The sequence below is a fragment of the Actinokineospora fastidiosa genome, assembly GCF_014648415.1.
GTDB lineage: Bacteria > Actinomycetota > Actinomycetes > Mycobacteriales > Pseudonocardiaceae > Actinokineospora > Actinokineospora fastidiosa.
Genome location: NZ_BMRB01000001.1, coordinates 107,350 through 129,344, shown reverse-complemented (window position 1 = coordinate 129,344; position 21,995 = coordinate 107,350). Strand labels below are relative to the sequence as shown.

General features: G+C 71.9%; 23 protein-coding genes. 18 read left to right on the top strand and 5 right to left on the bottom strand.

Annotation, left to right across the window (positions count from 1 at the left end; genetic code table 11):
• Positions 1-3: 3 nt before the first annotated feature.
• Positions 4-1,065 carry a carboxypeptidase-like regulatory domain-containing protein gene (locus tag IEY98_RS00580; RefSeq protein WP_189208308.1) on the bottom strand — a complete coding sequence of 354 codons (1,062 nt, stop codon included), beginning with the start codon at positions 1,063-1,065 and terminating at the stop codon, positions 4-6.
• Between the two features lie 180 nt (positions 1,066-1,245).
• On the opposite strand from IEY98_RS00580, the gene IEY98_RS00575 reads away from it, so the two are divergent.
• From IEY98_RS00575 to IEY98_RS00535, 9 genes are all read left to right on the top strand, one after another.
• Positions 1,246-2,442, top strand: a complete 1,197-nt coding sequence (locus IEY98_RS00575; RefSeq protein WP_189208307.1) for an acyl-CoA dehydrogenase family protein — start codon at positions 1,246-1,248, stop codon at positions 2,440-2,442.
• A 34-nt stretch (positions 2,443-2,476) separates the two neighbouring features.
• Positions 2,477-3,046: an RNA polymerase sigma factor gene (locus IEY98_RS00570; RefSeq protein ID WP_189208306.1), complete on the top strand. Its 570-nt coding sequence runs from the start codon at positions 2,477-2,479 to the stop codon at positions 3,044-3,046.
• Complete coding sequence (locus IEY98_RS00565) at positions 3,043-3,831, top strand: hypothetical protein (RefSeq protein WP_189208305.1); 789 nt, start codon at positions 3,043-3,045, stop codon at positions 3,829-3,831. The genes IEY98_RS00570 and IEY98_RS00565 overlap by 4 nt, the downstream gene beginning before the upstream one ends.
• A gap of 47 nt (positions 3,832-3,878) precedes the next feature.
• Complete coding sequence (locus tag IEY98_RS00560; protein WP_189208304.1) at positions 3,879-4,385, top strand: YflT domain-containing protein; 507 nt, start codon at positions 3,879-3,881, stop codon at positions 4,383-4,385.
• A gap of 148 nt (positions 4,386-4,533) precedes the next feature.
• Positions 4,534-5,790 carry an ABC transporter substrate-binding protein gene (locus IEY98_RS00555; RefSeq protein ID WP_189208303.1) on the top strand — a complete coding sequence of 419 codons (1,257 nt, stop codon included), beginning with the start codon at positions 4,534-4,536 and terminating at the stop codon, positions 5,788-5,790.
• Between the two features lie 62 nt (positions 5,791-5,852).
• Positions 5,853-6,737, top strand: coding sequence for a carbohydrate ABC transporter permease (locus tag IEY98_RS00550; RefSeq protein ID WP_229786722.1), 885 nt, complete (start codon positions 5,853-5,855; stop codon positions 6,735-6,737).
• On the top strand, positions 6,737-7,570 hold the full coding sequence (locus tag IEY98_RS00545; protein WP_189208302.1) for a carbohydrate ABC transporter permease: 834 nt from the start codon (positions 6,737-6,739) through the stop codon (positions 7,568-7,570). Before IEY98_RS00550 ends, IEY98_RS00545 begins: the two co-directional genes overlap by 1 nt.
• A gap of 4 nt (positions 7,571-7,574) precedes the next feature.
• The gene (locus tag IEY98_RS00540; protein ID WP_189208301.1) at positions 7,575-8,756 is read left to right on the top strand and encodes an ABC transporter ATP-binding protein; all 1,182 of its coding nucleotides are present in this window, start codon (positions 7,575-7,577) and stop codon (positions 8,754-8,756) included.
• Positions 8,757-9,173: 417 nt separating this feature from the next.
• The gene (locus IEY98_RS00535) at positions 9,174-9,518 is read left to right on the top strand and encodes a peptidase inhibitor family I36 protein (protein WP_189208300.1); all 345 of its coding nucleotides are present in this window, start codon (positions 9,174-9,176) and stop codon (positions 9,516-9,518) included.
• An 832-nt stretch (positions 9,519-10,350) separates the two neighbouring features.
• Here IEY98_RS00535 and IEY98_RS00530 read toward each other — a convergent pair.
• A complete protein-coding gene (locus IEY98_RS00530) occupies positions 10,351-10,803 on the bottom strand; it encodes a MarR family winged helix-turn-helix transcriptional regulator (protein WP_189208299.1) in 453 nt (150 codons plus the stop codon).
• A 49-nt stretch (positions 10,804-10,852) separates the two neighbouring features.
• On the opposite strand from IEY98_RS00530, the gene IEY98_RS00525 reads away from it, so the two are divergent.
• Positions 10,853-11,251: a MarR family winged helix-turn-helix transcriptional regulator gene (locus tag IEY98_RS00525; protein ID WP_189208298.1), complete on the top strand. Its 399-nt coding sequence runs from the start codon at positions 10,853-10,855 to the stop codon at positions 11,249-11,251.
• Here IEY98_RS00525 and IEY98_RS00520 read toward each other — a convergent pair.
• Both IEY98_RS00520 and IEY98_RS00515 read right to left on the bottom strand, forming a co-directional pair.
• Positions 11,248-12,111, bottom strand: a complete 864-nt coding sequence (locus tag IEY98_RS00520; protein WP_189209949.1) for a ParB N-terminal domain-containing protein — start codon at positions 12,109-12,111, stop codon at positions 11,248-11,250. The genes IEY98_RS00525 and IEY98_RS00520 overlap by 4 nt on opposite strands.
• Before the next feature lie 48 nt (positions 12,112-12,159).
• Positions 12,160-12,831: a metallophosphoesterase family protein gene (locus IEY98_RS00515; protein WP_189208297.1), complete on the bottom strand. Its 672-nt coding sequence runs from the start codon at positions 12,829-12,831 to the stop codon at positions 12,160-12,162.
• 149 nt (positions 12,832-12,980) lie between these two features.
• Here IEY98_RS00515 and IEY98_RS00510 point away from each other — a divergent pair, with 149 nt between their 5' ends.
• From IEY98_RS00510 to IEY98_RS00480, 7 genes are all read left to right on the top strand, one after another.
• Positions 12,981-14,066, top strand: a complete 1,086-nt coding sequence (locus IEY98_RS00510; protein WP_189208296.1) for a PPE domain-containing protein — start codon at positions 12,981-12,983, stop codon at positions 14,064-14,066.
• 1,554 nt (positions 14,067-15,620) lie between these two features.
• Positions 15,621-15,998, top strand: coding sequence for a hypothetical protein (locus IEY98_RS00505; RefSeq protein ID WP_189208295.1), 378 nt, complete (start codon positions 15,621-15,623; stop codon positions 15,996-15,998).
• 314 nt (positions 15,999-16,312) lie between these two features.
• Entirely contained in the window at positions 16,313-16,576 is a 264-nt protein-coding gene (locus tag IEY98_RS00500; protein WP_189208294.1) for a hypothetical protein, read from the top strand.
• Positions 16,577-16,581: 5 nt separating this feature from the next.
• Complete coding sequence (locus tag IEY98_RS00495; protein ID WP_189208293.1) at positions 16,582-17,364, top strand: ESX secretion-associated protein EspG; 783 nt, start codon at positions 16,582-16,584, stop codon at positions 17,362-17,364.
• Between the two features lie 67 nt (positions 17,365-17,431).
• Positions 17,432-18,700 (top strand): WXG100 family type VII secretion target, encoded by a 1,269-nt coding sequence (locus IEY98_RS00490; protein ID WP_189208292.1) that lies wholly within the window; start codon positions 17,432-17,434, stop codon positions 18,698-18,700.
• Positions 18,701-18,713: 13 nt separating this feature from the next.
• Complete coding sequence (locus IEY98_RS00485; RefSeq protein WP_189208291.1) at positions 18,714-19,052, top strand: hypothetical protein; 339 nt, start codon at positions 18,714-18,716, stop codon at positions 19,050-19,052.
• The gene (locus IEY98_RS00480) at positions 19,052-19,870 is read left to right on the top strand and encodes an ESX secretion-associated protein EspG (RefSeq protein ID WP_189208290.1); all 819 of its coding nucleotides are present in this window, start codon (positions 19,052-19,054) and stop codon (positions 19,868-19,870) included. Before IEY98_RS00485 ends, IEY98_RS00480 begins: the two co-directional genes overlap by 1 nt.
• 127 nt (positions 19,871-19,997) lie before the next feature.
• On the opposite strand, the gene IEY98_RS00475 is transcribed toward IEY98_RS00480, so the two are convergent.
• Positions 19,998-21,083 (bottom strand): magnesium and cobalt transport protein CorA, encoded by a 1,086-nt coding sequence (locus tag IEY98_RS00475; protein WP_189208289.1) that lies wholly within the window; start codon positions 21,081-21,083, stop codon positions 19,998-20,000.
• 374 nt (positions 21,084-21,457) lie between these two features.
• Here IEY98_RS00475 and IEY98_RS00470 point away from each other — a divergent pair, with 374 nt between their 5' ends.
• On the top strand, positions 21,458-21,964 hold the full coding sequence (locus IEY98_RS00470) for a MaoC family dehydratase (protein ID WP_189208288.1): 507 nt from the start codon (positions 21,458-21,460) through the stop codon (positions 21,962-21,964).
• Positions 21,965-21,995: the final 31 nt, after the last annotated feature.

The following is a 21,995-nucleotide window of genomic DNA, read 5'->3' as shown; positions in this document are numbered from 1 at the left end:
AGATCACGGCAGTGGCTTGCTCTGGTCCTCCGCATCGGCGTGAATGTCCGCATGGGTAGACACCGCCTCGCCGACGTGGAGGGCCGAAGTCTCCGGTCCCTGTTCTCCGGCCGCCGTCGTCGTGACGACCTGATGTCCCGCAGCTTCCGCGACTGCGCCGCCTGCGGCGCCGACGTGTACGTCCTGGCCGAGGACTGCCGGGACTGCGGCGAGCCCCTGGAACTGCGCGCGAGCTGACCGCCGCGCCACGATGGGCGCCGCGAGCACCAGCAGGACCCCGACCGCCCCCGCGGCGACAGCGATCCACACCGCCACCGGCGTCCCGGGCCTCTCGGGCGCTGGTGGCGGGACGTCCGCCACCAGCACCACCCGGTGCACGGCCGCTTGGTCAGCCCCCGTCTCGACCTCCGCCCGGTAGTCCCGATAGCCGACGGCGTCCACAGTCATCGCGTAGGTGCCGCTGGGCAGCGGCCCGTCGGAGGTCTGGGTGAACCGGTACCGGCCCTCGCCGTCGCTGTGGGCGGTGGCGTCCATCCAGTCGTTCCTGATCCGGATGGTGGCGTTGCCCACCGGCGTCCCGGTCACCGAGTCGACGACCCGGCCCTCGATCACGGGCACGGCCCCCTCCCGGCTCGACGGCTCGACCTCGCGGGGGAACGGGTTGTAGCCGGGCAGCACGATGGTCGCGGCGACGATGGTCCCGGTGGCCTCCGGCGACCCGTCCTCCAGCGTGAACGCCCACGCGTACAGGGAGTAGTACGTGTCGTACTCGGGCTCCTCGTCGGGCGGGTAGACGGTGAGCGTGATCGAGTCGGAGCCGTCGAGCGTGCGCGCGCAGGTCAGATGTCCGGTCTCGTCCTCCGCGCAGCCTTCGGCGGTGACGTCCAGGTCGCCCTTGTTGATGACGAGCGCGACGTCGACGGGGTGGAACGTGTGGCGGTGCAGGTGCACCGTGAACTCCACCGGTCCCGGGGTGGTCACCTCGACCGGTTCGAGCGGCGTCACCGCGATGGTGACCTTCTCGCCCTGCGCCGCGGCCGGGACCGCGCTGACAAGACCTAACAAAACGGCAGCCAGGACTGTTGCCGAAATACGCATCCGTGTCTCCCCAGGGTGAAGTCCACGGATACTGGCACAGCGGCGAACCGATCCAGAACGAGTGTCCCCGCCCACTTCGGGGGCGCGAACGAGCGTTAACCGCGCGATACTCCTCGGTAACCCTGGCCCGTCTCATAGGGAGCCCGCATGGCCCGCCTCGCCCAGACCGCCGGTCTCACCGACGTCCAGCAGGAGATCCTGTCCACCGTCAAGGACTTCGTGGACAAGGAGATCATCCCGCACGCGCAGGCGCTGGAGCACGCCGACGAGTACCCGGCCGACATCGTCGCGGGCATGAAGGAGATGGGCCTGTTCGGCCTGACCATCCCGGAGGAGTACGGCGGCCTGGGCGAGTCGCTGCTCACCTACGCGCTGGTCGTCGAGCAGATCGCGCGCGGGTGGATGAGCGTGTCCGGGGTCATCAACACCCACTTCATCGTCGCGCACATGCTCAAGCAGCACGGCACGGAGGCGCAGAAGGCGCACTACCTGCCGAAGATGGCCACCGGCGAGATCCGCGGCTCGTTCTCCATGTCCGAGCCCGACCTGGGCTCCGACGTCGCCGCGATCAAGACCAGGGCCCGCCGCGACGGCGACGACTACGTCATCGACGGCGCCAAGATGTGGCTGACCAACGGCGGCTCGTCCAACCTCATCGCCCTGCTGGTCAAGACCGACGAGGGCGCGGAGAAGGCGCACCAGAACCTGACGACCTTCCTGGTCGACAAGCCCGAGGGCTTCGGCGAGGTCGCGCCCGGCCTGACCATCCCCGGCAAGATCGACAAGATGGGCTACAAGGGCGTCGACACCACCGAGGCGGTCTTCGACGGCTTCCGGATCGGCGCGGACAAGATCCTCGGCGATGCCCCCGGGAAGGGCTTCTCGTACATGATGGACGGCGTCGAGGTCGGCCGGGTCAACGTCGCCGCCCGCGCCTGCGGCATCGCCATCCGCGCCTTCGAGCTGGCCGTCGAGTACGCCCAGCAGCGGCGCACCTTCGGCAAGCCGATCGCCGAGCACCAGGCCGTGGCGTTCAAGCTCGCCGAGATGGCCACCAAGGTCGAGGCCGCGCACCTGATGATGGTCAACGCCGCCCGGCTGAAGGACTCCGGCCAGCGCAACGACGTCGAGGCGGGCATGGCCAAGCTGATCGCGTCGGAGTACTGCGCCGAGGTCACCCAGGAGTCCTTCCGCATCCACGGCGGCTACGGCTACTCCAAGGAGTACGAGATCGAGCGCCTGATGCGCGAGGCGCCGTTCCTGCTCATCGGCGAGGGCACCAGCGAGATCCAGAAGACCATCATCTCCCGCGGCCTGCTCCGCGAGTACAAGTCGCGCGGGTAGGCAACACCCGGCCGCCCGGCGGGCACATCCGGGTATGACGACCGATAGCGAGCTGTGGGCGGCCGGGAGCGGCGCCGCCTTCGCCGTGCTGTTCGACCGGCACGCGAAGGCGGTCTACAACCACTGCTTCCGGCTGACCGCGTCGTGGGCGGCAGCGGAGGACCACACCCAGAGCACGTTCCTGCTGGCCTGGCGCAAGCGCGACCAGGTGGTGCTCCAGCGCGACTCCGTGCTCCCGTGGCTGCTGGCCGTGGCCACCAACGTGGTCCGCGCCGACCGCCGCTCGCTCGCCCGCAGGCTGCGCCTGGCCGCCCGCGTCCCCGCCGACGACCCCGTCCCCGACCACGCCGACGACGTCGCGGGGCGCATCGATGACCAACGCCGCATGGCCGAGGTCGCCACAGCCGTCGCGAAACTGCCCCGCGCCCAGCGCGAGGCCGTGGCGCTGTGCCTGTGGTCGGGGGTGTCCTACGCGGACGCCGCCGCGGTGCTGGGCATCGCCGAGGGCAGCGTCCGGGCCAGGGTGAGCAAGGCCCGCGCCCGCCTGGGGCGCCTGCTCGCGGCGCCGGCCGTCTCCGTACTCGCCACCGAGGAGACCGCATGATCGACCTGCCCCCACCCCGCGACCTGCCCCCGCACCGGCACAGCCGCATGCGCGCGGCGATCGTCACCGCCGTCGACGAGCCGCCGCGACGGCGCTGGGTCGCGCCGCTGGCCACCGCCACCGGCCTGACCGCGGCCGTCGCGGTGGCGGTGTGGATCGTGCCGACCGAGCGCGCCGCGCCGGTGGGCACCGCCACCCAGCCCGGGATCACCACGACCTCGACCCCGCTCACGAACGCGCCGTCGTCGGGGTTCCCCGGGCTCTCCTCCGAGCAGGTCCGCGCGATGGAGCGGGGCTGCGCCCTGTCCGCGCTCGGCTCGGACGCCACCCCGTCCACCCCCGGCATCAGCGACACCCCCGAGACCGTCCGGCTGCGCAACCTGCTCGACGACGACGCGGGCCGCCTGGCCCTGATCGTCGGGAACGGCCTGATGGTCCACTGCGACGTCGACGCGGGGGGCCACTACAACGGCGGGTTCGCCAGCTTCGGGTCCGGGCGCGACGACGAGCCCGGCGCGGTGACCCTGGACCTGGCCACCTCCAGCGCCGGGGAGCGGGCGCTGGGCAGGCGGGGCGCCCGCGTCGTGGCGGGCCGCGTCCTCGACGACCGGATCGCGCGCGTCACGGTCGCCTCCGACGGGCGCAGCGCCGACGCCGTCGTCGCCAACGGCACCTACCTGGTCCGATTCGTCTACCCCGTGGACTGGGCGCCCACCGGCTTGGCCGACGTCCGGGTGACCGCCTACGACGCCGACGGCGCCGTGGTGGCCAGCGTCATCACGTAGTCGGTATCGGGTTCGCACCGGTCGTGGCCACTTGGCACTATGGGGGTATGACCGGTGCGTTCTCCGGCTCTGGCCGCAACCAGGGCCTGCCCAAGGTCCCGACGCCGCCCACCGGGTGGCCGATCGGGTCCTATGCCACCTACCAAGAGGCACACCGGGCGGTGGAGCACCTGGCGGGCAACGAGTTCCCGGTCGAGGAGGTCACCATCGTCGGTGTCGACGTGATGCTGGTCGAGCGGGTGATCGGGCGCCTGAGCTGGCCGAAGGTCCTGGGCACCGGCGCGCTGTCGGGAGCGTGGTTCGGCCTGTTCGTGGGCCTGCTGCTCGGCCTGTTCAGCACCCAGCAGGCCTCGTTCGCGCCGATCCTGGTCGGCCTCGCCGCCGGGGTCGTGTTCGGGCTGGTGTTCGCCGCCGTCGGCTACGCCAGCACCCGCACCCGCGACTTCGCCTCCGCAACCCAGCTCGTCGCGGGCCGCTACGACGTGCTCGCGCAGCCGCGCAACGCCGAGCGCGGCCGGGACCTGCTGGCCAAGCTCGCCATGCGCCCCAGCTAGGCCGAACGGGGCAGCGCGACCGGTCGAATTGCGGCTGGTGATCACCGGATCTAGGTTCGGGTGACCGGTGCGCGCGGCTCCCCGGGTGCACCGGCGGCACGTCGCGGTGCACGCCTCCACGACGTGTCCGTCGGAAGGAGGCAGGGCGATGAAGCATCCCCCCGGCCGCCGTCGCCTCCCCGCGGTGCTGTGCGCCGCGGTGCTGGCGACCTCGGCCGCCTGCGGGTCGGACGGCGGCCCGCTGACGATCAACGTGTACTACTCCACCGAGCAGAACTTCGACCAGGTCGTCGCCAGGTGCACCGACGAGGCGGACGGCCGCTACGTCATCGCGCTCAACACCCTCCCGCGCACCGCGGACGCCCAGCGCGAGCAGATGGTGCGCAGGCTCGCCGCGGGCGACACCGACATGGACGTCCTCGGCCTGGACGTGACCTGGGTGGCCGAGTTCGCCGAGGCCGGGTGGATCCAGGAGTGGACGGGCGCGGACCGCGCCGACGTCGAGGCGGGCACCCTCGAAGGTCCACTCCAGACGGCCATGTGGGAGGGCAAGCTCTACTCCGCGCCGAAGAACACCAACGTCCAGCTGCTCTGGTACCGCTCCGACCTGACCCCCGAGCCGCCCCGCTCCTGGTCCGAGATGCTCCAGATGGCCGAGCGGCTGCGCGACCAGGGCAAGCCGCACACCGTCCTCATGACCGGCGCCCAGTACGAGGGCCTGGTCGTGCAGTTCAACACCCTCGTCGAGGGCGCGGGCGGGCGGATCCTCTCCGAGGACAGCACGCGCGCCGTGTTCGACGAGGGCGCGGTCGAGGCGCTGGAGGCGCTGCGGAACCTGGCGGTGTCCCCGGTGTCGAGCCCGTCGCTGTCCAACGCGCAGGAGGACGACATCCGCCTGGCGTTCCAGGACGGCGGCGCGGCCTTCCAGATCAACTGGCCCTACGTGTACGCCGCGATGACCGAGGCCAACCCCGAGCTGATCGAGACCCTGCGCTGGGCGCCCTATCCCGCGCTCGACCCGGCCAACACCGGCACGGCCACGCTCGGCGGGTTCAACCTCGCCGTCAGCGCCTACTCCGAGCACAAGGCGGAGGCGTTCGAGGCGGCCAAGTGCCTGCGCAGCGCCGAGAGCCAGAAGTTCTCCGCGATCAACTCCGGCGTGCCGCCCACCATCGAGTCGGTGTACGCCGAGCCGGAGATGGAGGAGGCGTACCCGATGCGCGAGACCATCCTGGCGGAGTTGAAGAAGGCGGCGATCCGGCCGCTCACCCCGGCCTACCAGAACGTCTCGACGCTGATCTCCACGATCCTGTCGCCGCCGAGGGACATCAACCCGCCGGAGACGGCCGACCGACTGCGCCGCGAGGTGCAGAACGCCCTCGACTCGAAGGGGGTCCTGCCGTGAGCCAGACGGTCGTCCCGCCTCCTGGTTCGACCCAACCGGCCGATCCGCCGCGCAGGCAGAAGGTGAGCGAGGGCAAGCGGGCCGAGCGCAAGCTCGCCTGGCTGCTCTGCGCGCCCGCAGCCCTGGTGATGGTGGCCGTCACCGGCTATCCGATCGCGTACTCGATCTGGCTGTCGCTGCAGCGCTACGACCTGCGGTTCCCGGACCAGCGCGAGTTCATCGGGTTCGACAACTACATCACCGTTCTGTCCAACGGGTACTGGTGGAACGCGTTCTGGGTGACCAGCCTGATCACCGTCATCTCCGTGGTCATCGAGCTGGTGCTCGGCATGGCGCTCGCGCTGATCATGCACCGGACGCTGGTGGCCCGCGGGCTGGTGCGCACCGTCGCGCTGATCCCGTACGGCATCGTGACGGTGGTGGCCGCGTTCTCCTGGCGCTACGCCTGGACCCAGGACACCGGCTACCTCGCCGAACTCGTCGCGCCCGAGTCGGCGCTGCTGACCGAGCGGGCGCCCGCGCTGGCCATCATCATCCTCGCCGAGGTGTGGAAGACGGTGCCGTTCATGGCGCTGCTGCTCATGGCGGGCCTGGCGCTGGTGCCGGAGGACCTGCTCAAGGCGGCGTCGATGGACGGCGCGTCGGCCTGGCAGCGCTTCACCAAGGTGATGCTGCCGGTGATGAAGCCCGCGATCCTGGTCGCGCTGCTGTTCCGCACGCTGGACGCGTTCCGCATCTTCGACAACATCTTCGTGCTGACAGCGGGCGCGCAGGAGACCTCATCGGTCTCGATGATCACCTACAGCAACCTGATCAGAGGCCTGAACCTGGGCATCGGCTCGACGATGTCGGTGCTCATCTTCGTCGCGGTGGCGCTGATCGCGTTCATCTTCGTCAAGGTGTTCGGCACCGCGGCGCCGGGCAGCGACGATCGGGGGCGACGCTGATGGCCGCCATGACGACCGGGGCCAAGGCCCGGTGGACACTGCTCGACATCATCGTCGTCATCTACGCGCTGGTCCCGGTGCTGTGGATCGTGTCGCTGTCGTTCAAGACACCCGCCACGCTCACCGACGGCAACTTCATCCCGCGCGAGTGGACGCTGCAGAACTACGCCGACATCTTCAGCACGACGACGTTCCTGCGCGCGCTGGGCAACTCGATCGGCATCGCGCTCATCTCCACGCTGATCGCGGTGGTGCTGGGCACGATGGCCGCGTACGCCATCGCCCGGCTGGAGTTCCCCGGCAAGCGGGCGCTGGTCGGGGTGTCGCTGCTGATCGCGATGTTCCCGCAGGTGTCGCTGGTGTCGCCGCTGTTCGAGATGGAGCGCTCGCTCGGGCTGTTCGACACCTGGCCCGGCCTGATCCTGCCCTACATCACCTTCGCGCTGCCGCTGGCGATCTACACCCTCTCGGCGTTCTTCCGGGAGATCCCGTGGGAGCTGGAGAAGGCGGCGAAGATGGACGGCGCGACGCCCGCGCAGGCGTTCCGCCGGGTCATCGCGCCGCTGGCCGCGCCCGGGGTGTTCACCACGGCGATCCTGGTGTTCATCTTCTGCTGGAACGACTTCCTGTTCGCGATCTCGCTCACCTCGACCGAGGCGTCGCGGACCGTGCCCGCCGCGCTGTCGTTCTTCACCGGGTCGTCGCAGTTCGAGGACCCGACCGGGACGATCTCCGCCGCAGCTGTGGTGATCACCATCCCGATCATCGTGTTCGTGTTGTTCTTCCAGCGCCGCATCGTCGCGGGGCTGACGTCCGGCGCCGTGAAGGGCTGAAGCCATGGCTGAGATCGTTCTGGACAAGGTGAGCAAGCAGTACCCGGACGGCGCGCTCGCGGTGTCCGACGTGGACCTGACGATCGCCGACGGGGAGTTCATCATCCTCGTCGGCCCGTCGGGGTGCGGGAAGTCGACGACGTTGAACATGATCGCGGGCCTGGAGGACATCACCTCCGGCGAGCTGCGCATCGATGGCGAGCGGGTCAACGAGCGCGCGCCGAAGGACCGCGACATCGCGATGGTGTTCCAGTCCTACGCCCTGTACCCGCACATGACGGTGCGGGAGAACATGGCCTTCCCGCTGCGTCTGGCCAAGGTCGACGACAAGACCGTCCGGGCGAAGGTCGACGAGGCCGCGCGCATCCTCGACCTGACCCAACACCTCGACCGCCGCCCGTCCAACCTCTCCGGCGGCCAACGCCAACGCGTGGCGATGGGCCGCGCCATCGTGCGCGACCCGAAGGCGTTCCTGATGGACGAGCCCCTGTCCAATCTGGACGCCAAGCTGCGGGTGCAGATGCGCACGTCGGTGGCGAAGATCCAGAAGAAACTGGGCACCACCACGGTGTACGTCACCCACGACCAGACCGAGGCCATGACCCTGGGCGACCGCGTGGTGGTGATGCGCGGCGGCTTGGTCCAGCAGATCGGCTCGCCCCAGTTCCTCTACGAGCAGCCGGTGAACCTGTTCGTGGCCGGGTTCATCGGCTCACCGTCGATGAACTTCGTCCCCGCCCGCCTGGAGAACAGCAGCGTCTCCAGCCCCCTGGGGAACTTCCCCCTGACCGACCGAATCCGAACCCTGCTGGAAGACGCCGACGCCCCCCGCGAGGTGATCATGGGACTGCGCCCAGAACACTTCGAGGACGCCACCCTCCTGGACGACACGGCGATGTCCGGCGGAGCCACCTTCGAGTCCACCGTGGATGTGCTGGAGTCGATGGGCTCGGACAAGTTCGCCTACTTCACCCTGGAGGGCGAGATGGCGACATCAGCCGAACTGGAAGAACTCGCCGCCGACGCAGGCGCCTCCGACCTGAGCGCCGACGGAACCCAGATCATCACCCGGTTGTCAGCGTCGTCGCAGGCCAAGGAGGGCCACCCCGCCCGCATCTGGTTCGACACAGACAAGATCCACCTCTTCGACCCCCACAACGGCCGCAACTTCACCTACGCCGACTGACCCAGCCCCTATTCCCCGAGACGCCACCCGCCCCGTGACCCGACTGCCAAGAACCGACCGCCCCCTACCCGGCCTCGCCAATCCCGAGCCCTGACAGCCCGGACTCGCCGACCCCGCGACCCCAGCGGCCTGGACTCGCTGATCCCGAGCCCTGACAACCCGGACTCGCCGATCCGAGGCCCCGGCCTGGCTTCCCGCTGGCCGGGGCCCTAGGCCTGCCTGCACCACCTGCTCCTGTGGAGGGACCTGAGCGACGCCACCGACCCATGAATCGCGCTCACCACCTAGCCGACTGCCTCTCCGACCCGACCTCGATGTCAGCCTGTGGATAACTTCCGCGCCCCTCGGCGCGAACCAGGCAACCTGGACTCCGGAGACACCCCGACCCCCGGGGCGTCCCGGACCCAGGAGGTACCCATGCGTGCATTCATGATCGCCGTGCTGTCCGTGGTAGCACTGGCAACCTTGTCCACCCCCGCATCCGCAGCCACCCTCTGCGAACCCGGCGAACTCTGCCTATGGCCCGACTCCGCCTTCCGCGGAACCCCGGCACGCCTAACCCTGTCCAACACCAACCCCGACGAGTGCGTCCCCATCGGACTCGAAGCCCGCTCCTTCGTCAACCGCCTCACCAGGCCGGTAACCGTCTACCAAAGCCCGGAGCGCTCAACCGAGGGCGAGTTCGACACCTACCCCGGCAACGGCACCTACGTCCCCTCAGCCCCCTTCATCATCCGAGGAGTACAAATCTGGACGTACTAGCCACACACCCGGCCACCGCCCCGCCGTAGGCCCGACGTACCACCGCGCCGTCGCGGGGAAAGTCCGCCCGCCACCGGTGCCCGCACCGCCCGCCACCGGTGCCCGCACCGCCCGCCACCGGCCCCGCCGCGCCGTCGGCCGCCGCGCCCTCGCCCGGTCCCCGCCGCTCCACCGTCGCCCCGGTCGTTCCGGTTCCGTCGGTGGCCCCGGTTCCGTCGGTGGCCCCGGTTCCGTCGGGCGTCCTGGTCCCGTCGGTCGCGTCGGTTCCGTCGGTCACCTCGGTCCCGTCGGTCACCCCGGTTGGTCAGTCGCGCCGATCATCCCCCGGTTGCGCCGTCGCCCTGGTTGCGTCGGCGCGTCATCGGCCGGTCACATCGTGGCCCCGGTCCGGCCGGTCGTCCCGGTCGCACCGTCGCCCGGGCCGCACCATCGCCTGGGTTGCCCGGGTTTCGCCTCGCATGGGTGTCGGGCTAGGCCCTGCCTGGGTTGCCCGGGTTGAGCCGTCGTCCCGGTTGCATTGGTGCGCCGTCGGCCGGTCGCGTCGTCGGGCGGTCGTGGCGGTGCCGGGGCCGCGTCGCCGCTCCCGGTCGCGCCGTCGCGGTCGAGCGGTTGCATCGCCGCGCCCTCGCCGATTGGGCCTGCCGATCGCTCGGCGGGATGTCGGGGCCGCGACGGCCGCTGTCATCCTGTGGCTGTCGCGGTCGCCGATGGCGTGCGGGGTTGTCGTGGTGGCGTCCGGCGTGGCTTCCCGTTGCTAGCACCGATTCCTCGTCCTCGGGCGGGCCGCTGGCGACAGCGTCGTCGCCTTGCAGCCGCATCACCCCGCCCCGGGCTAGTCCCCGCCGGGCACGACCCTGCCCAGGGAGGCGACGAACCGGGTGATGAGGCGGGCGAAGTCGTGGCGGTCCGTCGCCGACCAGTCGGCCATGACCTGATCGAAGACGGCGCGGCGGGCTTCGTGGGCGTGGGCTAGGGCGTTGTGGCCGTCGTCGGTCAGGGTGAGGAGGGTGCGGCGGGCGTCGGTGGGGTCGGTGGTGCGGGTCAGGAGGCCCTGGTCGACTGCCCGGGCCACCAGCCTGCTGGCGCGCGGCTGATCCACCCCGAGCGCCGCCGCCACCTCCCCGACGCCGCACGTCTCGGCGCGCTCCTCGACCACGTCGAGCACGCCGAACAGCGTGGGGTCGATGCCGTCGGCCGGGGTCATGCGGCTGAGCACGCGACGGCTCTGGCTTCGGCGGATCGCGACCATCGCGCGCTCAACGGCCGCGACCGCTTCGTCAGACATAGATGTTATATTACAATCTTTGTAAAAAGACATATACCTGGAGTGCTCGATGACCACTGCACAACCCCTCGGCTACTGGATCAAGCGCGTCGACCGTGCGCTCGACTCCGCCTTCACCGACGCCGGCCTGGACCGCCGGGCGTGGCAGGTGCTCAACACCCTCTCCCGCGCCCCGGCCCCCATCGCCGACCTGGATCGGGTGCTGGCCCCGTTCCTGACCGCCGACGACCCCACCACCCGTCCCCACGTCGACCACCTGGCCGCCCGCGGCTGGGCGCGGATCACCCTCGACACCGCCACCCTCACCCCGGAAGGCCATCAGGCGCACCAACGGCTGGCCGAGCACGTGGAGGCCATCCGCTCCCGGGTAGTCGACTGCCTGGCGCCCGAGGAGCACGCCCTGCTGCTCCGCTTACTCCAGCGGGTCGCGGCCCGCATCGACCCCTAGAGGCCGATGCGGCGGGGCAGCCGAGGGCCCTGCCGGATCGCGCTGATCACGTCGTCGTCCCAGCGGTGGGAGCGGATGAGGCGGTACCGCTCGGCGATGACCCAGAGGTAGGCCTCGGCCTCGGTCTGGGTGTCGATCAGCCCGGCCTGCCGGACCATGGTGACCACCGGGACGAACTCCTCCTCGTACCACCGGCGCGCGACGGTGGCGCGGTCGAGGAAGGTCTGCTCGTCCTGCATGAGCCGGAACCCCCACGCCTCGACGGCCTCGCTCAGCTCCGAGTACTCCCACGCGTCGCCCAGCCGGATGGCGTCGCGCGCGTCCTCGGGCAGCGGGACCCGCTCCAGGAAGATCCGGCGGTAGTCCTTGACGATGAGATCGCCCCTGCGGCGAATCCCCTCCGCGGAAAGGCGGGTGATGATCTCGGTGACATAGGCGTCGATCGTGCGCAGGTTCATCGCGTGCGCCACCGACACCCGGTGGTGCCCATCGATGACGAAGTGCAGGTCGCCCACGCGGAACACCTCGATCGGCGGGATCGACTCCCCCCGGCGCTGCGCCAAAGCCAACCGCTCCCACCGGGTGCGCGCGCGTCCGGACGTGGGCCGGAACCGCCGGTCGAAGTCCCGCGTGCGGTCGACGCTGCCCACGATCGAGTCCAGGTCGATCGTCCGCAGCCCCAGCCTGCGCTCGCCGACCCGGCCCAGGGCGGCCACGACCTCGTCGAACGGCAGCATGATGTTGACGTCGTCCGGCTCGCGGCGCAGCCACGCCCCGAGCCGCGACAACACCTGACGCCGACGCATGCGCAGGAAGTCGTTCTCCGCGTCCGCCAGGGGAAACCCGGTGTCGCGCGGCATGGTCACCCTCCGTCCTGTCCGACACGTGTCCGCCCGCGAGGTCCCGTCTCACGCGACATCGCGCGCCTCCGGGATGTCCAGGATGCGGTAGCCGACGGTGTTGATCACCCGGGTGCCGTCGAGGACGCGGTCCGGGACGGGCTCGCCGTGCGGGTGGATGTGGCCGTGCAGCAGGAAGCGGGGCCGCAGCTTGCGGACGGCCGTGTGCAGGCTGGCGAAGCCCCGGTGCGCCGGGTCCTCCCGGTCGCCGACGCCGCGCGGTGGCGAGTGGGTGAGCAGCACGTCCACGCCCCGCCCGTCCCGCAGGCGGCGCAGGGCGGCCCGGCGGCGCAGGACGCGGGTGCGACGGGCCATCTGCCGTTCGGTCCACTGGTTCGGGCCCCGGTTGTAGCGGATGGACCCGCCGAGCCCGGCTATCCGCAGGCCCGCGACGTCGGCCACGCGGACGTCGGCGTTCACCGCGCCCGCCGGACCCGGCCACTCCGCGGGCAGGCCGTCGCGGGTCCAGAGGCCGCTGCCGGAGCGGTCGTAGCCGGAGAGGTCGGCGTCGTGGTTGCCGGGCACGAACACGCACGGGCGGTCGAGGGCGTCGATGAGGAACTCGAGGTAGTCGAACGGCAGGTCGCCCGCGGCCAGCACGACGTCGACCCGGTGGCGGCGCACCTGGTCCGTCCAGAGCTGGTCCACCACCTCGTCGGAGACGGCGAGCACCTTCGGCACCAGCCGAGCGTACGTCGGGTCGTGTATCGATGCGGAACTGTGAAGCGAGGAGTAGTTCGGCGGGGAACGGTTGATGCCGTCCGCGCGTCGGACCGGCTAGCGTGATCGTCGAAAGCGATCGTCTGCCGCCATCGAGGGGAGATCGGGCGATGGGCGCGGGAAACGGCGACAGGTATGTCGTCGGCGGGGTGAACTGGGAGTCGTACACGTTGGAGGCGCTGATCGCGATGGTCTCCGACAACGCCAGCCCGGTCCAGCTGGAACAGCTGGCCGACGACTGGCGCCAGGCGGGCAACGAGGTCAGCGACGCCGCCACGGTGCTGGAGACCGCGCTGGCGCAGCTGATGACCTTCTGGTCCGGCTACGCGGCCGAACAGGCCCGCGCCGACGTCGCCGCCAACGCGCGCTGGCTCGGCGACCTCGGCGAGACCGCCCACCAGATCGGCGACCCGATCCAGGAGGCCGCTGGCGCGCTCAAGGCCGTCCAGGACGCCATGCCCGACCTCCCGCCCGAGGCCCTGGTCCCACCCGCGCGCGCGGCGGACGGCGCCGACGCGGGCCTGAACAACGGCGGCGCGCTGGGCGCGGCGATCTCCGGCACGGCGACGGGCGCGGAGAGCGCGTTCAACGCCGAGGCCGAGCAGGCCCGGCTCAAGGAGGTCGCGGTCGAGGCCATGCGCCGCTTCGAGGGCGCGGCCATCGGCATCGACGAGGCCACCCCGGCCTTCACCGAGCCCACGGACACCAGCCCGCCGATGCCGCGCGAGCCGCACGTGCCCGCACCCCAGCCCGCGCCGCACACCCCTCGCCCGACGGACGAGGAGCGCTGGAACGACCTGACCGGCGGCGGCACCACCGCGTCGGGCACCGTCGACGACCCGCCCGTCCGCTCGACCCCCGGCGGCGGCGCCCCGACCCCCTTCGGCGGCGGCACGACCGGCCTCAACGAGAGCCCGCACGGCGGCCCGGCCCGCCAGCCGGTGGGCGCGGGCCCCACCGTGGGCCTCACCGAGACGTTTAACCCCGGCAACCGCCCCGCCGCCGCCCCCACAGGCGGCGCCATCGCCGCGAGCGCGGGCGGTGCGGGGGCAGGCATGGGCGGCATGCCCATGGGTGCGGGCATGGGCGCGGGCGCAGGCGGCGACGCCAACGAACACCGCAGGCGGTACCCGTACGACGCGGAGAACCCATTCGCGAACGACCAGAAGGCGTCACCGCCCGTGATCGGGCTCTAGGGGGAACACCGATGCGAGAGCACTCCAGCACCGACCACCCCTGGGAAGACGACCCGGCCTGGCCCACCCCCGAACAGGCCGCGCCGTTCAGCACCCACGCCTTTCCCCTCCCCAACACGACCAACCCGCCGTGGACCTCCACAACGGAACCAGGAGCCGCTGCGGCCGCGACCGCATCCGGCACCGCCCCCACCTGGCAGGCGACACCCGGCTCGCTAGGGGATGGCTCTCCGGTTCCCCCGTGGGCACCGACTCCCACCAGCCAGCCCGTGCCGGGCGCGATGGACGCCGGAGCCCCGTGGATGCCGAACACAGGCGGCCAACCAGTGGCTCCGGGAGCGATAGGCAGCGATGCCTCGTGGGCGGCGGACGCAGGCTTCCGGCCAGCTACCTCAGGGCCTGCGGATAGCGGGCCCCCGGCCCCTCCATGGGGGATGGACGCAGGCGTCCGAGCGGATGGCGGGGCCACGGTTCCACCTTGGGCGGCAGACGTTCAGCCAGCGACGTTGGGCGGCGGCGCACCGCTTCCCCCGTGGGCGGCGGAGACGGACGCAGCGGCCGGTGGCGTTCCTGGCGCCCCGTGGTCGACCAACGCGGACAGGTCGGAAACCGAGGGCGCGCCGAGCGGATCGGGGAGTGGGACGCCTGCTGCGCCGTGGATGGCGAACGCGGGCCAGCCGGGGGTGATCGGGTCGCCTCCGGTCGGGCCCGCTGGGGTCGGGGGCCCGGTGCCGCCGTGGCAGGCGGGCCACGGTCAGCCGGGTGTCCACCACACCCCGGGCGCTCCTGGCCCGTTCGGCGGCGCGCCGATGGGGACGCACGCGTCCTCCGCGATGACCCCGAGCGCTCCTGGCCCGATGGGTGGGACGCCCATTCAGCCGACAGTCGACCCCTTCACGCCCATGCCGGGTCCGGGTGGGCCCCTCGGCACAGGCCAGCCGACCGGCGCTCCGGCGGCTCCTACTGGCTTCGGTGGCCCCCAACCGACGACACGCGAATCGGGCGCGCCCCATGCCAGCGGCGGGCAGCACTCGGCGGGGGAGCCGGGTGTTGGCGGTGGGCAGCAACCGGGTGTGTCCGCGCAGCCTGGCGGGCCGACGGACGGGGCAGGTGGACAGCTGCCCGGGCACGTTCCGGCAGGGGTTGGCCAGCCTGGTGGACAGCCGTCGCCCGGTGGCTCGGGGGCTGGCGGTTCGGCTGGATCCGGCGTCGGCGACCAGTCCGGCGTTCCGGGGCAGTCTGGTGGTTCGGCTGGGACTGGCGGTGGTGAGCAGCCGGGCGTTCCGGGGCAGTCTGGTGGTTCGGCTGGGTCCGGCGGTGGCGACCAGTCCGGCGGTTCGGGGCAGCCTGGTGGTTCGGTGGGCGGAGAGCAGTCGGGTGGTACTCCGCCGTCGGAGGGTGGGGGTTCTGCTGGGGAGCCCGGTGAGCTGCCATCGTCGGGCGGGAGTTCTGGGACCTCTCCCGGGGATGCGACCCCGCCGTCGTCGGGTATTGGGGAGACGTTGAATCCGGGGGGCGACTCGAGTGCTCCTGCGCCCGGGGTGGGTGGACCGGGTGGCGGCGTCGGTAGTCCGGGTGTGGGCCAGCCTGGCGGCGGTGATCCAGGGCCGGGCGGGCCCAGTGCGGGCGAGCCTGGTTCCGGTGGGCCTGGTGCTGGTGCGCCGGGCGGTGGTGGTCCCGATGCAGGCGGGGCTGGTCCCGGTGGCCCCAGTGCTGGTGGTCCGGGTGCTGGTGAGCCCGGCCCGGGTGGTCCGGGTGCCGGTGGTCCGGGTGTCGGTGGGTCTGGTCCCGGCGGTCCGGGGGCCGGTGCGCCGGGTGTTCCCGGGTCCGGCGCGCCCGGGCACGGTGGCTCCGGTGAACCGGTGGCGGGTGGGCCCAAGCCGCCAGGGTCGGCGGGGCCTGGTGGGGCGGCTGGGCCTGGGGATGACATAACCCAGCCCGTTGTGCCGCCGGGGCAGCCGGGTGGTGGGCAGGGGGCGTACCCGGGAACCGGTGCCGACGCGGGTCAGGGCAAGCCTGAGCCTGGGCACGGCAAGACCGAGCCTGGGCAAGAGAAGCCGGAGCCGGGCCAAGGCACGGCCGAGCCCGGCCAGAACAAGCCTGAGCCCGGTCAGAACAAGCCCGGACAGAACGAGGGCGGGCAGAGTGGCGGCGGGCAAGGGAACGGCAGTGGGGAGTCGCGGGGGCGGTGGGACGTTGACCTCGAACGGCTCAACGAGTTCGCTGCCGCTGTCACCTCCGCGCGCATGAGTCTGGTGACGGTGCAGGCGCTTGTCAGTCAGATGCAGGGGGACGCCTACACCCCCAAGCTCGGCACCAGCCCCGTCGGGCAGCAGTTGGCGCGGAAGTTCGACGATCGGCTCAACAGCGACGCCGGGCTGCGGCCGTTGTTGGCAGAGGCAGTGCGGCGGATGGACGAGTTCATCCACAGCGCCGAGTCGGTGCGGGACGCCTACACCGAGGCGGAGGAGGCGGCTGAGGCGACCATGCGGCAGACGGGGCAGGGATGACCGAAGTGGACAGTGGTAGACGGGTCGCCGTGCTGCACCCGGAGGAAGTGGACCTCCTGTGCGCCTTCGCCGAGGTGACGCCGCCGTTTCCGCTGCGCATCCGCTCCCGGGGGGAGACCGAGGCCGAGCGGCGGGCCGGGTTCGCGCAGGCGCGGGCGCGGCTGGCCGGGCGCGGGCTCGCCGCGCAGGACGGGCCGCGCGGGGTGGCCGCCGACTTCGTCCACCTGGTCCGGCACGGCGCAGGCTCGCTCGATCTCATCGTGTCCCGCCGGGGCAAGACGTCCGGGGCGGTCGTGTTGGCTCAGCGCGATGACGCCGTCCTGGTCGAGCAGGACATGGACAGGACGAACGGGGCCGTGCGGCTGCTCGCGCTCTCCCTGCACGACGCCGTCGACGGCCTGCTACGGCTCGTGCCCGACCACCCAGCCCCCATGGCTGCCCCCTTCAGCGTGCCCCGCGCCGCACTGGAACGCGTGCACCGGGCCATCGTCGCCGCCCCCCGCCCGCTGAGCGCCGACGAACTCGACCGGCTGCGGGCCGCGCACGGCCTCGACGACCAGAGCGCCCGCCGGATGCTCACGCACCTGCAACCCGTGCTGGGCAACGGGCAGACCGGCGTCGCCGTCCGGCGCGGCGCGGGCTGGGAGCGGTCCGGCGACGAACTGCGCTGGCTGGACACCGCGCGCGGCCGGTTCCGGCTCGGCGGCGGGGAGTGGATGAGCGTCAATCCCTTGGGCCCCGAGGAGTTGCGGGTCCAGGTGCGCGCGCTCGCGGCAGAACTGCGCTGAGGGCTCCCGTGCCGTCGGACGCATCCGCTACCGTGACGGTCGGAACCGAGTGTCGAGGGGGCCGGGGATGATCGGCAGTGTCGAGCAGCTGGTCCAGCGCTTCCAGGCGGCCGCCCAGCGCGCCGCAGCGGCGGCCGAGCAGGACCGGCGCGCCCGTCGCGGCGAGGACGACCGCTGGGTGACCGGCGGCGTGCACTGGGACGGCTACAGCCTCAAGGCGCTGCAGCGCATGGTCGGCCAGCGGGCCAACGCCAACCAGCTCGACATGCTCGCCGACCGGTGGGCCAGCCACGGCGACCGCATCGCCGAGAGCGCCACCGACCTCAGCCGCTCGCTGCAGCGGCTGCTGCAGTTCTGGTCGGGCGCCGCGGCCGAGGGCGCGCGGACCGTGGTCGTGCGCAACTGCGCGTGGCTGGCCGAGACCGCGGCGACGGCGACGCGGATGGCCCGTCCCATCGAGGACGCGGGCGGCGCGCTGCGCTCGGCGCAGAGCACCATGCCCGGCGGGTCGCCGAGCAGCCCGTGGTTCGCCACGGTCGGCGGCGGCGCGGCGGCGGGCCTGGCCGTCGGCGGCCCCATCGGCGCGGCGTTCGGGGCCGCGATCGGCGGGATCGCCAGCGCGTTCGGCTTCGGCAGCAACAAGAAGAAGATGAAGCGCAAGGCCGTGCAGACCATGCGCCGCTACGAGACGGCGCTGCTCGGCATCGACGGCGCCACCCCCCGCTTCGGCGACCCGGCCGACGGCGTCGACCCCGGCGCCGACCCGACCAACCCCCGCCCGCCGAGCACCGGCGTCCCCGGCCCCGGCGTCCCGCCGCCGAGCGGCAGCCTGCCGCCCGAGCTGGGTGCGGGACCCAAGGTGCCGCCGCCGATGCCGACCCCCGACATCGGCACGTCGCCCAGCCTCGCGCCCAGCTTCGACACCGGCTGGGAGCGCCGCTGGCAGGGCCTCACCGGCATGGGCCCCGGCCCGGGCGCGGGCGCCAACCCCGGCGGGCTCCCCGGCCTCGGCGGCGGACCCGTCGGCTTCGGCGGACTGCCGGGCGCGGGCGCGGGCCGCGGCGTCGGCATGGGCCGCGGCGCGCTGGCAGGCGGCGCGGCGGGCATGGGCCGCGGCGGCGCCCCCGGGGTCGGCCGCGGCGGCGCGATCGGCGACCGCCAGCGCGGCGCGGCAGGCCGGTTCGGCCGGGGCACCGGCTTCGGCTCCGGTTACGGCGCGCCCGCCGGTGGCGCCCGCAAGGAGGAGGACGGCGAGCACCGCAGGCGCGTGCCGCTGGAGGACGACCCGTTCACCCCGCACGACCTGCGGGCCGCCCCGCCGGTCATCGGCCTGTAGGAGGACGCGCGAGATGTACGTGGACAACCCGGGCGCGGGCTGGCAGGTCGAGCCCGACCAGGTGCGCGAGTTCGCCGCCGCCGTCGAGGACGTGCGCCGCGACCTCGACGCGATCATGGCCGACGTCGCGGCCCTGTCCGACCCCGGCCTGGAGCCGATGCTGGGCACCAGCCCGGTCGGCGAGGAGCTGTCGGCCAAGTTCACCGACCGGCTCAGCGGCGAGCACGGGCTGCGCGGCCAGCTGGAGGCCGCGCTGCGCCGCATGGACGAGTTCGTGGCCAGCGCGGAGAAGAGCGCGCAGGGCTACCAGGGCAGCGACGAGAACGCCGCCGACCGCTTCCGCTTCACCTGATGGAACTGGTCAGCCGCGCCGGGACGGCGCTGCACCCGGTCGAGGTCGATCTGCTCTGCACCTTCGCCGAGGTCGAGGCGCCGTTCCCCATCGACGTGCCCGCCACCGGCCAGTCCGAGGTCGAGCGCGCCCTGCTGTACCGCGAGGCCGCCGAACGCATGCGCGAGCGCGGCCTCGCCGACGAGCGCGGACCGCTCGACGTCGCCGAGGAGTTCGTCTACCTGTTGCGCGCCTGCACAGGCGTGGTCGACATGGTCGTGACCACCGCGGAGGGCACCCGCTCGGTCGCCGTGCTGACCGCCCGCGACGACGCGCTGGTGGTGACCCAGGACTCCGCCGACGAGTTCGGCATGGTCCGCATGCTGCCGACCACAGTGGACGATGCCGTCGGCGGCATCGCCCGGCTGGTGCCGCGCGCCGAGACGCCGCTGACGACCCCGTTCACCCTGCCCCGCCGCGCGGTGCGCGCCGCGTTCGAGGCGATGGTCGCCAGGATGCCCGACGACGGCGGCGATCCCGTGCCGATGACCGGCGAGGAGATCGACGAACTCCTGCGCGCGCACGGGATCTCCGACCGCGTCGCCACGCGCATGGTCGCCGCGCTCACCCCGGCGATCGGCAGCGGGCAGGCGGGCGTGGCGCTGCGCGACGACACCGAGGACCAGTGGCGCCGGGTGGGGACCGAGCTGACCTGGCTGGACACCCCGCGCGGCCGGTACCGGCTCGCCGAGGACGACGACGGCTGGATGAGCGTCAACCCGCTGTCCCCGCAGGAACTGCGGGACGGGCTGCGCGCGCTTGCAGGTCGGATCCGTTAGGGCGTCTGGGAAATCAGCACGGTCACCACCGTGATCCAAGCGAACACGCTGGCCAGCAGCCAGAACTTGATATTGGACAGCAACCGGGCCACGGGGAGACCTCCCATCGAGGGTGTGCGGGGTACTGCTAGAGCCATCGGTTCTTGCGGAATATCCGGTACAGCACGAAGCAAACGAGCAGGATGGCGGCCATCACCAGCGGATAGCCGTAGCGCCACTTGGTTTCCGGCATGTAGTCGAAGTTCATGCCGTAGACGCCGACCACCATGGTCGGGACGGCGATGATCGCCGCCCACGAGGTTATCTTGCGCATGTCGGCGTTCTGCTGGAGGGTGATCTTCGCCAGCGTCGCGTTGACGAGCGTGGTCAGCAGCTCGTCGAAGCTGATCACGCGCTCGGTCACGGTCGTCAGGTGGTCGTCGACGTCGCGGAAGTAGGAGCGCACGTCCTCGGGGACCAGCGCGGAACAGCCCTCCGCGAGCCTGCGCAGCGGGCTGGCCAACGGCATCACCGCGTGCCGCAGCTCCAGGATCTCCCGCTTCATCAGGTAGATCTGCTCGGCGCTGACGGGGCTGCGCGGGGCGAACACGGCGCGCTCGATCACATCGATGTCGGTCTCGATCGCCGCGCTCACCGCGAGGTAGCTGTCCACGATCTGATCGGAGATCGCGTGCAGCACCGCGGCGGGCCCGGCGCGCAGCCGGTCCGGCGCGGCCTCCAGCTCGGCGCGCAGGCCGTGCAGCCCGGAATGCTTGCCGTGCCGGACGGTCACGACGTAGTCCTTGCCCAGGAACACCATGATCTCGCCGGACTCGACGATCTCGTTGGCCGTGGTCGGCGACTCGTGCTCCACGTAGCGCAGCGTCTTGAGGACCATGAACAGGTTCTCGTCGTAGCGCTCCAGCTTCGGCCGCTGGTGGGCGTGCACCGCGTCCTCGACGGCCAGCTCGTGCAGCCCGAACGTCTCGGCCACGCCCTGGATCTGGTGCTCGTCGGGCTCGTGCAGGCCGATCCAGACGAATCCCTCGCCCCGCGAGCGCACCTCGGCGACGGCCTCCGTGTGCGTCCAGCGACCGGGCAGGCGCGTTCCGTCGACGTACACGCCGCAATCGACGACATAGGCCGACAGCGGCACCGGCAGCGGGGGGACGACCCGCTCGTGCGCACGGTTGTTACGGCCTCTGCGGCCGCCCAGCGATGGGATCGAGGGCATCGCGAGCTCCAGGGATCACGTCGCGACAGCCGCGACGGACCGGAGGGCCGCAGGGGGCCGCTCCGGTGGCGGAGCGTCCTAGCCGGTTGGGGCGGAAGCGCTAGCGAACGGCGGCTTCCCCGGTAAGGACGCGGGGACTACTGCATCCGGTCGCGGTTTCATGACCAGGCTTGTCACCCATGCGTCCTCACCTCCTCGGAGCCGGTGGTGCGGCGACAGCCGCACTGGCATAAGGGTACCCGTACCACGCTCCGAGAGGTGCAGGAGGGAGGTGAATCACGGCCACGCGGCTCGGTTTTCATGGTGCAATTCGGTGGTCATGGGACTTCGCCGTGGCAGGACCACGGCGACGCCAGTCACTTAGTGGAGGACCAGTGCAGTTCGGTCGGTACTACGAGGAGTTCGAGGTCGGCGCGGTCTACAAGCACTGGCCGGGCAAGACGGTGACCGAGTACGACGACCACCTGTTCTGCCTGATCACCATGAACCACCACCCCCTGCACCTGGACGTCAACTACGCCGAGAACACCACCGATTTCGGCAAGAACGTCGTGGTGGGCAACTACATCTACTCGCTGCTGCTGGGCATGTCGGTGCCGGACGTGTCCGGCAAGGCGATCGCCAACCTGGAGATCGAGTCGCTGCGCCACGTCGCGCCGACCTTCCACGGCGACACGATCTACGGCGAGACCGAGGTGCTCGACAAGACCCCGTCGAAGTCCAAGGACGACCGCGGCGTCGTCTACGTGGAGACGCGCGGGTACAAGCAGGACGGCACCGTCGTCTGCATCTTCCGCCGCAAGGTGATGGTCCCCAAGCGCTCCTACGGCGACGCCCGCGGCGGCGAGCAGCCCGGACGCCCGGAGCCCAAGCCGCGCTAGTGGGCTCGCCCACGCCACGCCCGGTGGGCTA

Bases quoted from the DNA above. Each gene is read 5' to 3' on its own strand.
- IEY98_RS00575 (WP_189208307.1), top strand. From the start codon at position 1,246: ATGGCCCGCCTCGCCCAGACCGCCGGTCTCACCGACGTCCAGCAGGAG.
- IEY98_RS00570 (WP_189208306.1), top strand. From the start codon at position 2,477: ATGACGACCGATAGCGAGCTGTGGGCGGCCGGGAGCGGCGCCGCCTTC.
- IEY98_RS00565 (WP_189208305.1), top strand. From the start codon at position 3,043: ATGATCGACCTGCCCCCACCCCGCGACCTGCCCCCGCACCGGCACAGC.
- IEY98_RS00560 (WP_189208304.1), top strand. From the start codon at position 3,879: ATGACCGGTGCGTTCTCCGGCTCTGGCCGCAACCAGGGCCTGCCCAAG.
- IEY98_RS00555 (WP_189208303.1), top strand. From the start codon at position 4,534: ATGAAGCATCCCCCCGGCCGCCGTCGCCTCCCCGCGGTGCTGTGCGCC.
- IEY98_RS00545 (WP_189208302.1), top strand. From the start codon at position 6,737: ATGGCCGCCATGACGACCGGGGCCAAGGCCCGGTGGACACTGCTCGAC.
- IEY98_RS00540 (WP_189208301.1), top strand. From the start codon at position 7,575: ATGGCTGAGATCGTTCTGGACAAGGTGAGCAAGCAGTACCCGGACGGC.
- IEY98_RS00535 (WP_189208300.1), top strand. From the start codon at position 9,174: ATGCGTGCATTCATGATCGCCGTGCTGTCCGTGGTAGCACTGGCAACC.
- IEY98_RS00530 (WP_189208299.1), bottom strand. From the start codon at position 10,803: ATGTCTGACGAAGCGGTCGCGGCCGTTGAGCGCGCGATGGTCGCGATC.
- IEY98_RS00525 (WP_189208298.1), top strand. From the start codon at position 10,853: ATGACCACTGCACAACCCCTCGGCTACTGGATCAAGCGCGTCGACCGT.
- IEY98_RS00520 (WP_189209949.1), bottom strand. From the start codon at position 12,111: ATGCCGCGCGACACCGGGTTTCCCCTGGCGGACGCGGAGAACGACTTC.
- IEY98_RS00510 (WP_189208296.1), top strand. From the start codon at position 12,981: ATGGGCGCGGGAAACGGCGACAGGTATGTCGTCGGCGGGGTGAACTGG.
- IEY98_RS00500 (WP_189208294.1), top strand. From the start codon at position 16,313: ATGAGTCTGGTGACGGTGCAGGCGCTTGTCAGTCAGATGCAGGGGGAC.
- IEY98_RS00490 (WP_189208292.1), top strand. From the start codon at position 17,432: ATGATCGGCAGTGTCGAGCAGCTGGTCCAGCGCTTCCAGGCGGCCGCC.
- IEY98_RS00485 (WP_189208291.1), top strand. From the start codon at position 18,714: ATGTACGTGGACAACCCGGGCGCGGGCTGGCAGGTCGAGCCCGACCAG.
- IEY98_RS00480 (WP_189208290.1), top strand. From the start codon at position 19,052: ATGGAACTGGTCAGCCGCGCCGGGACGGCGCTGCACCCGGTCGAGGTC.
- IEY98_RS00475 (WP_189208289.1), bottom strand. From the start codon at position 21,083: ATGCCCTCGATCCCATCGCTGGGCGGCCGCAGAGGCCGTAACAACCGT.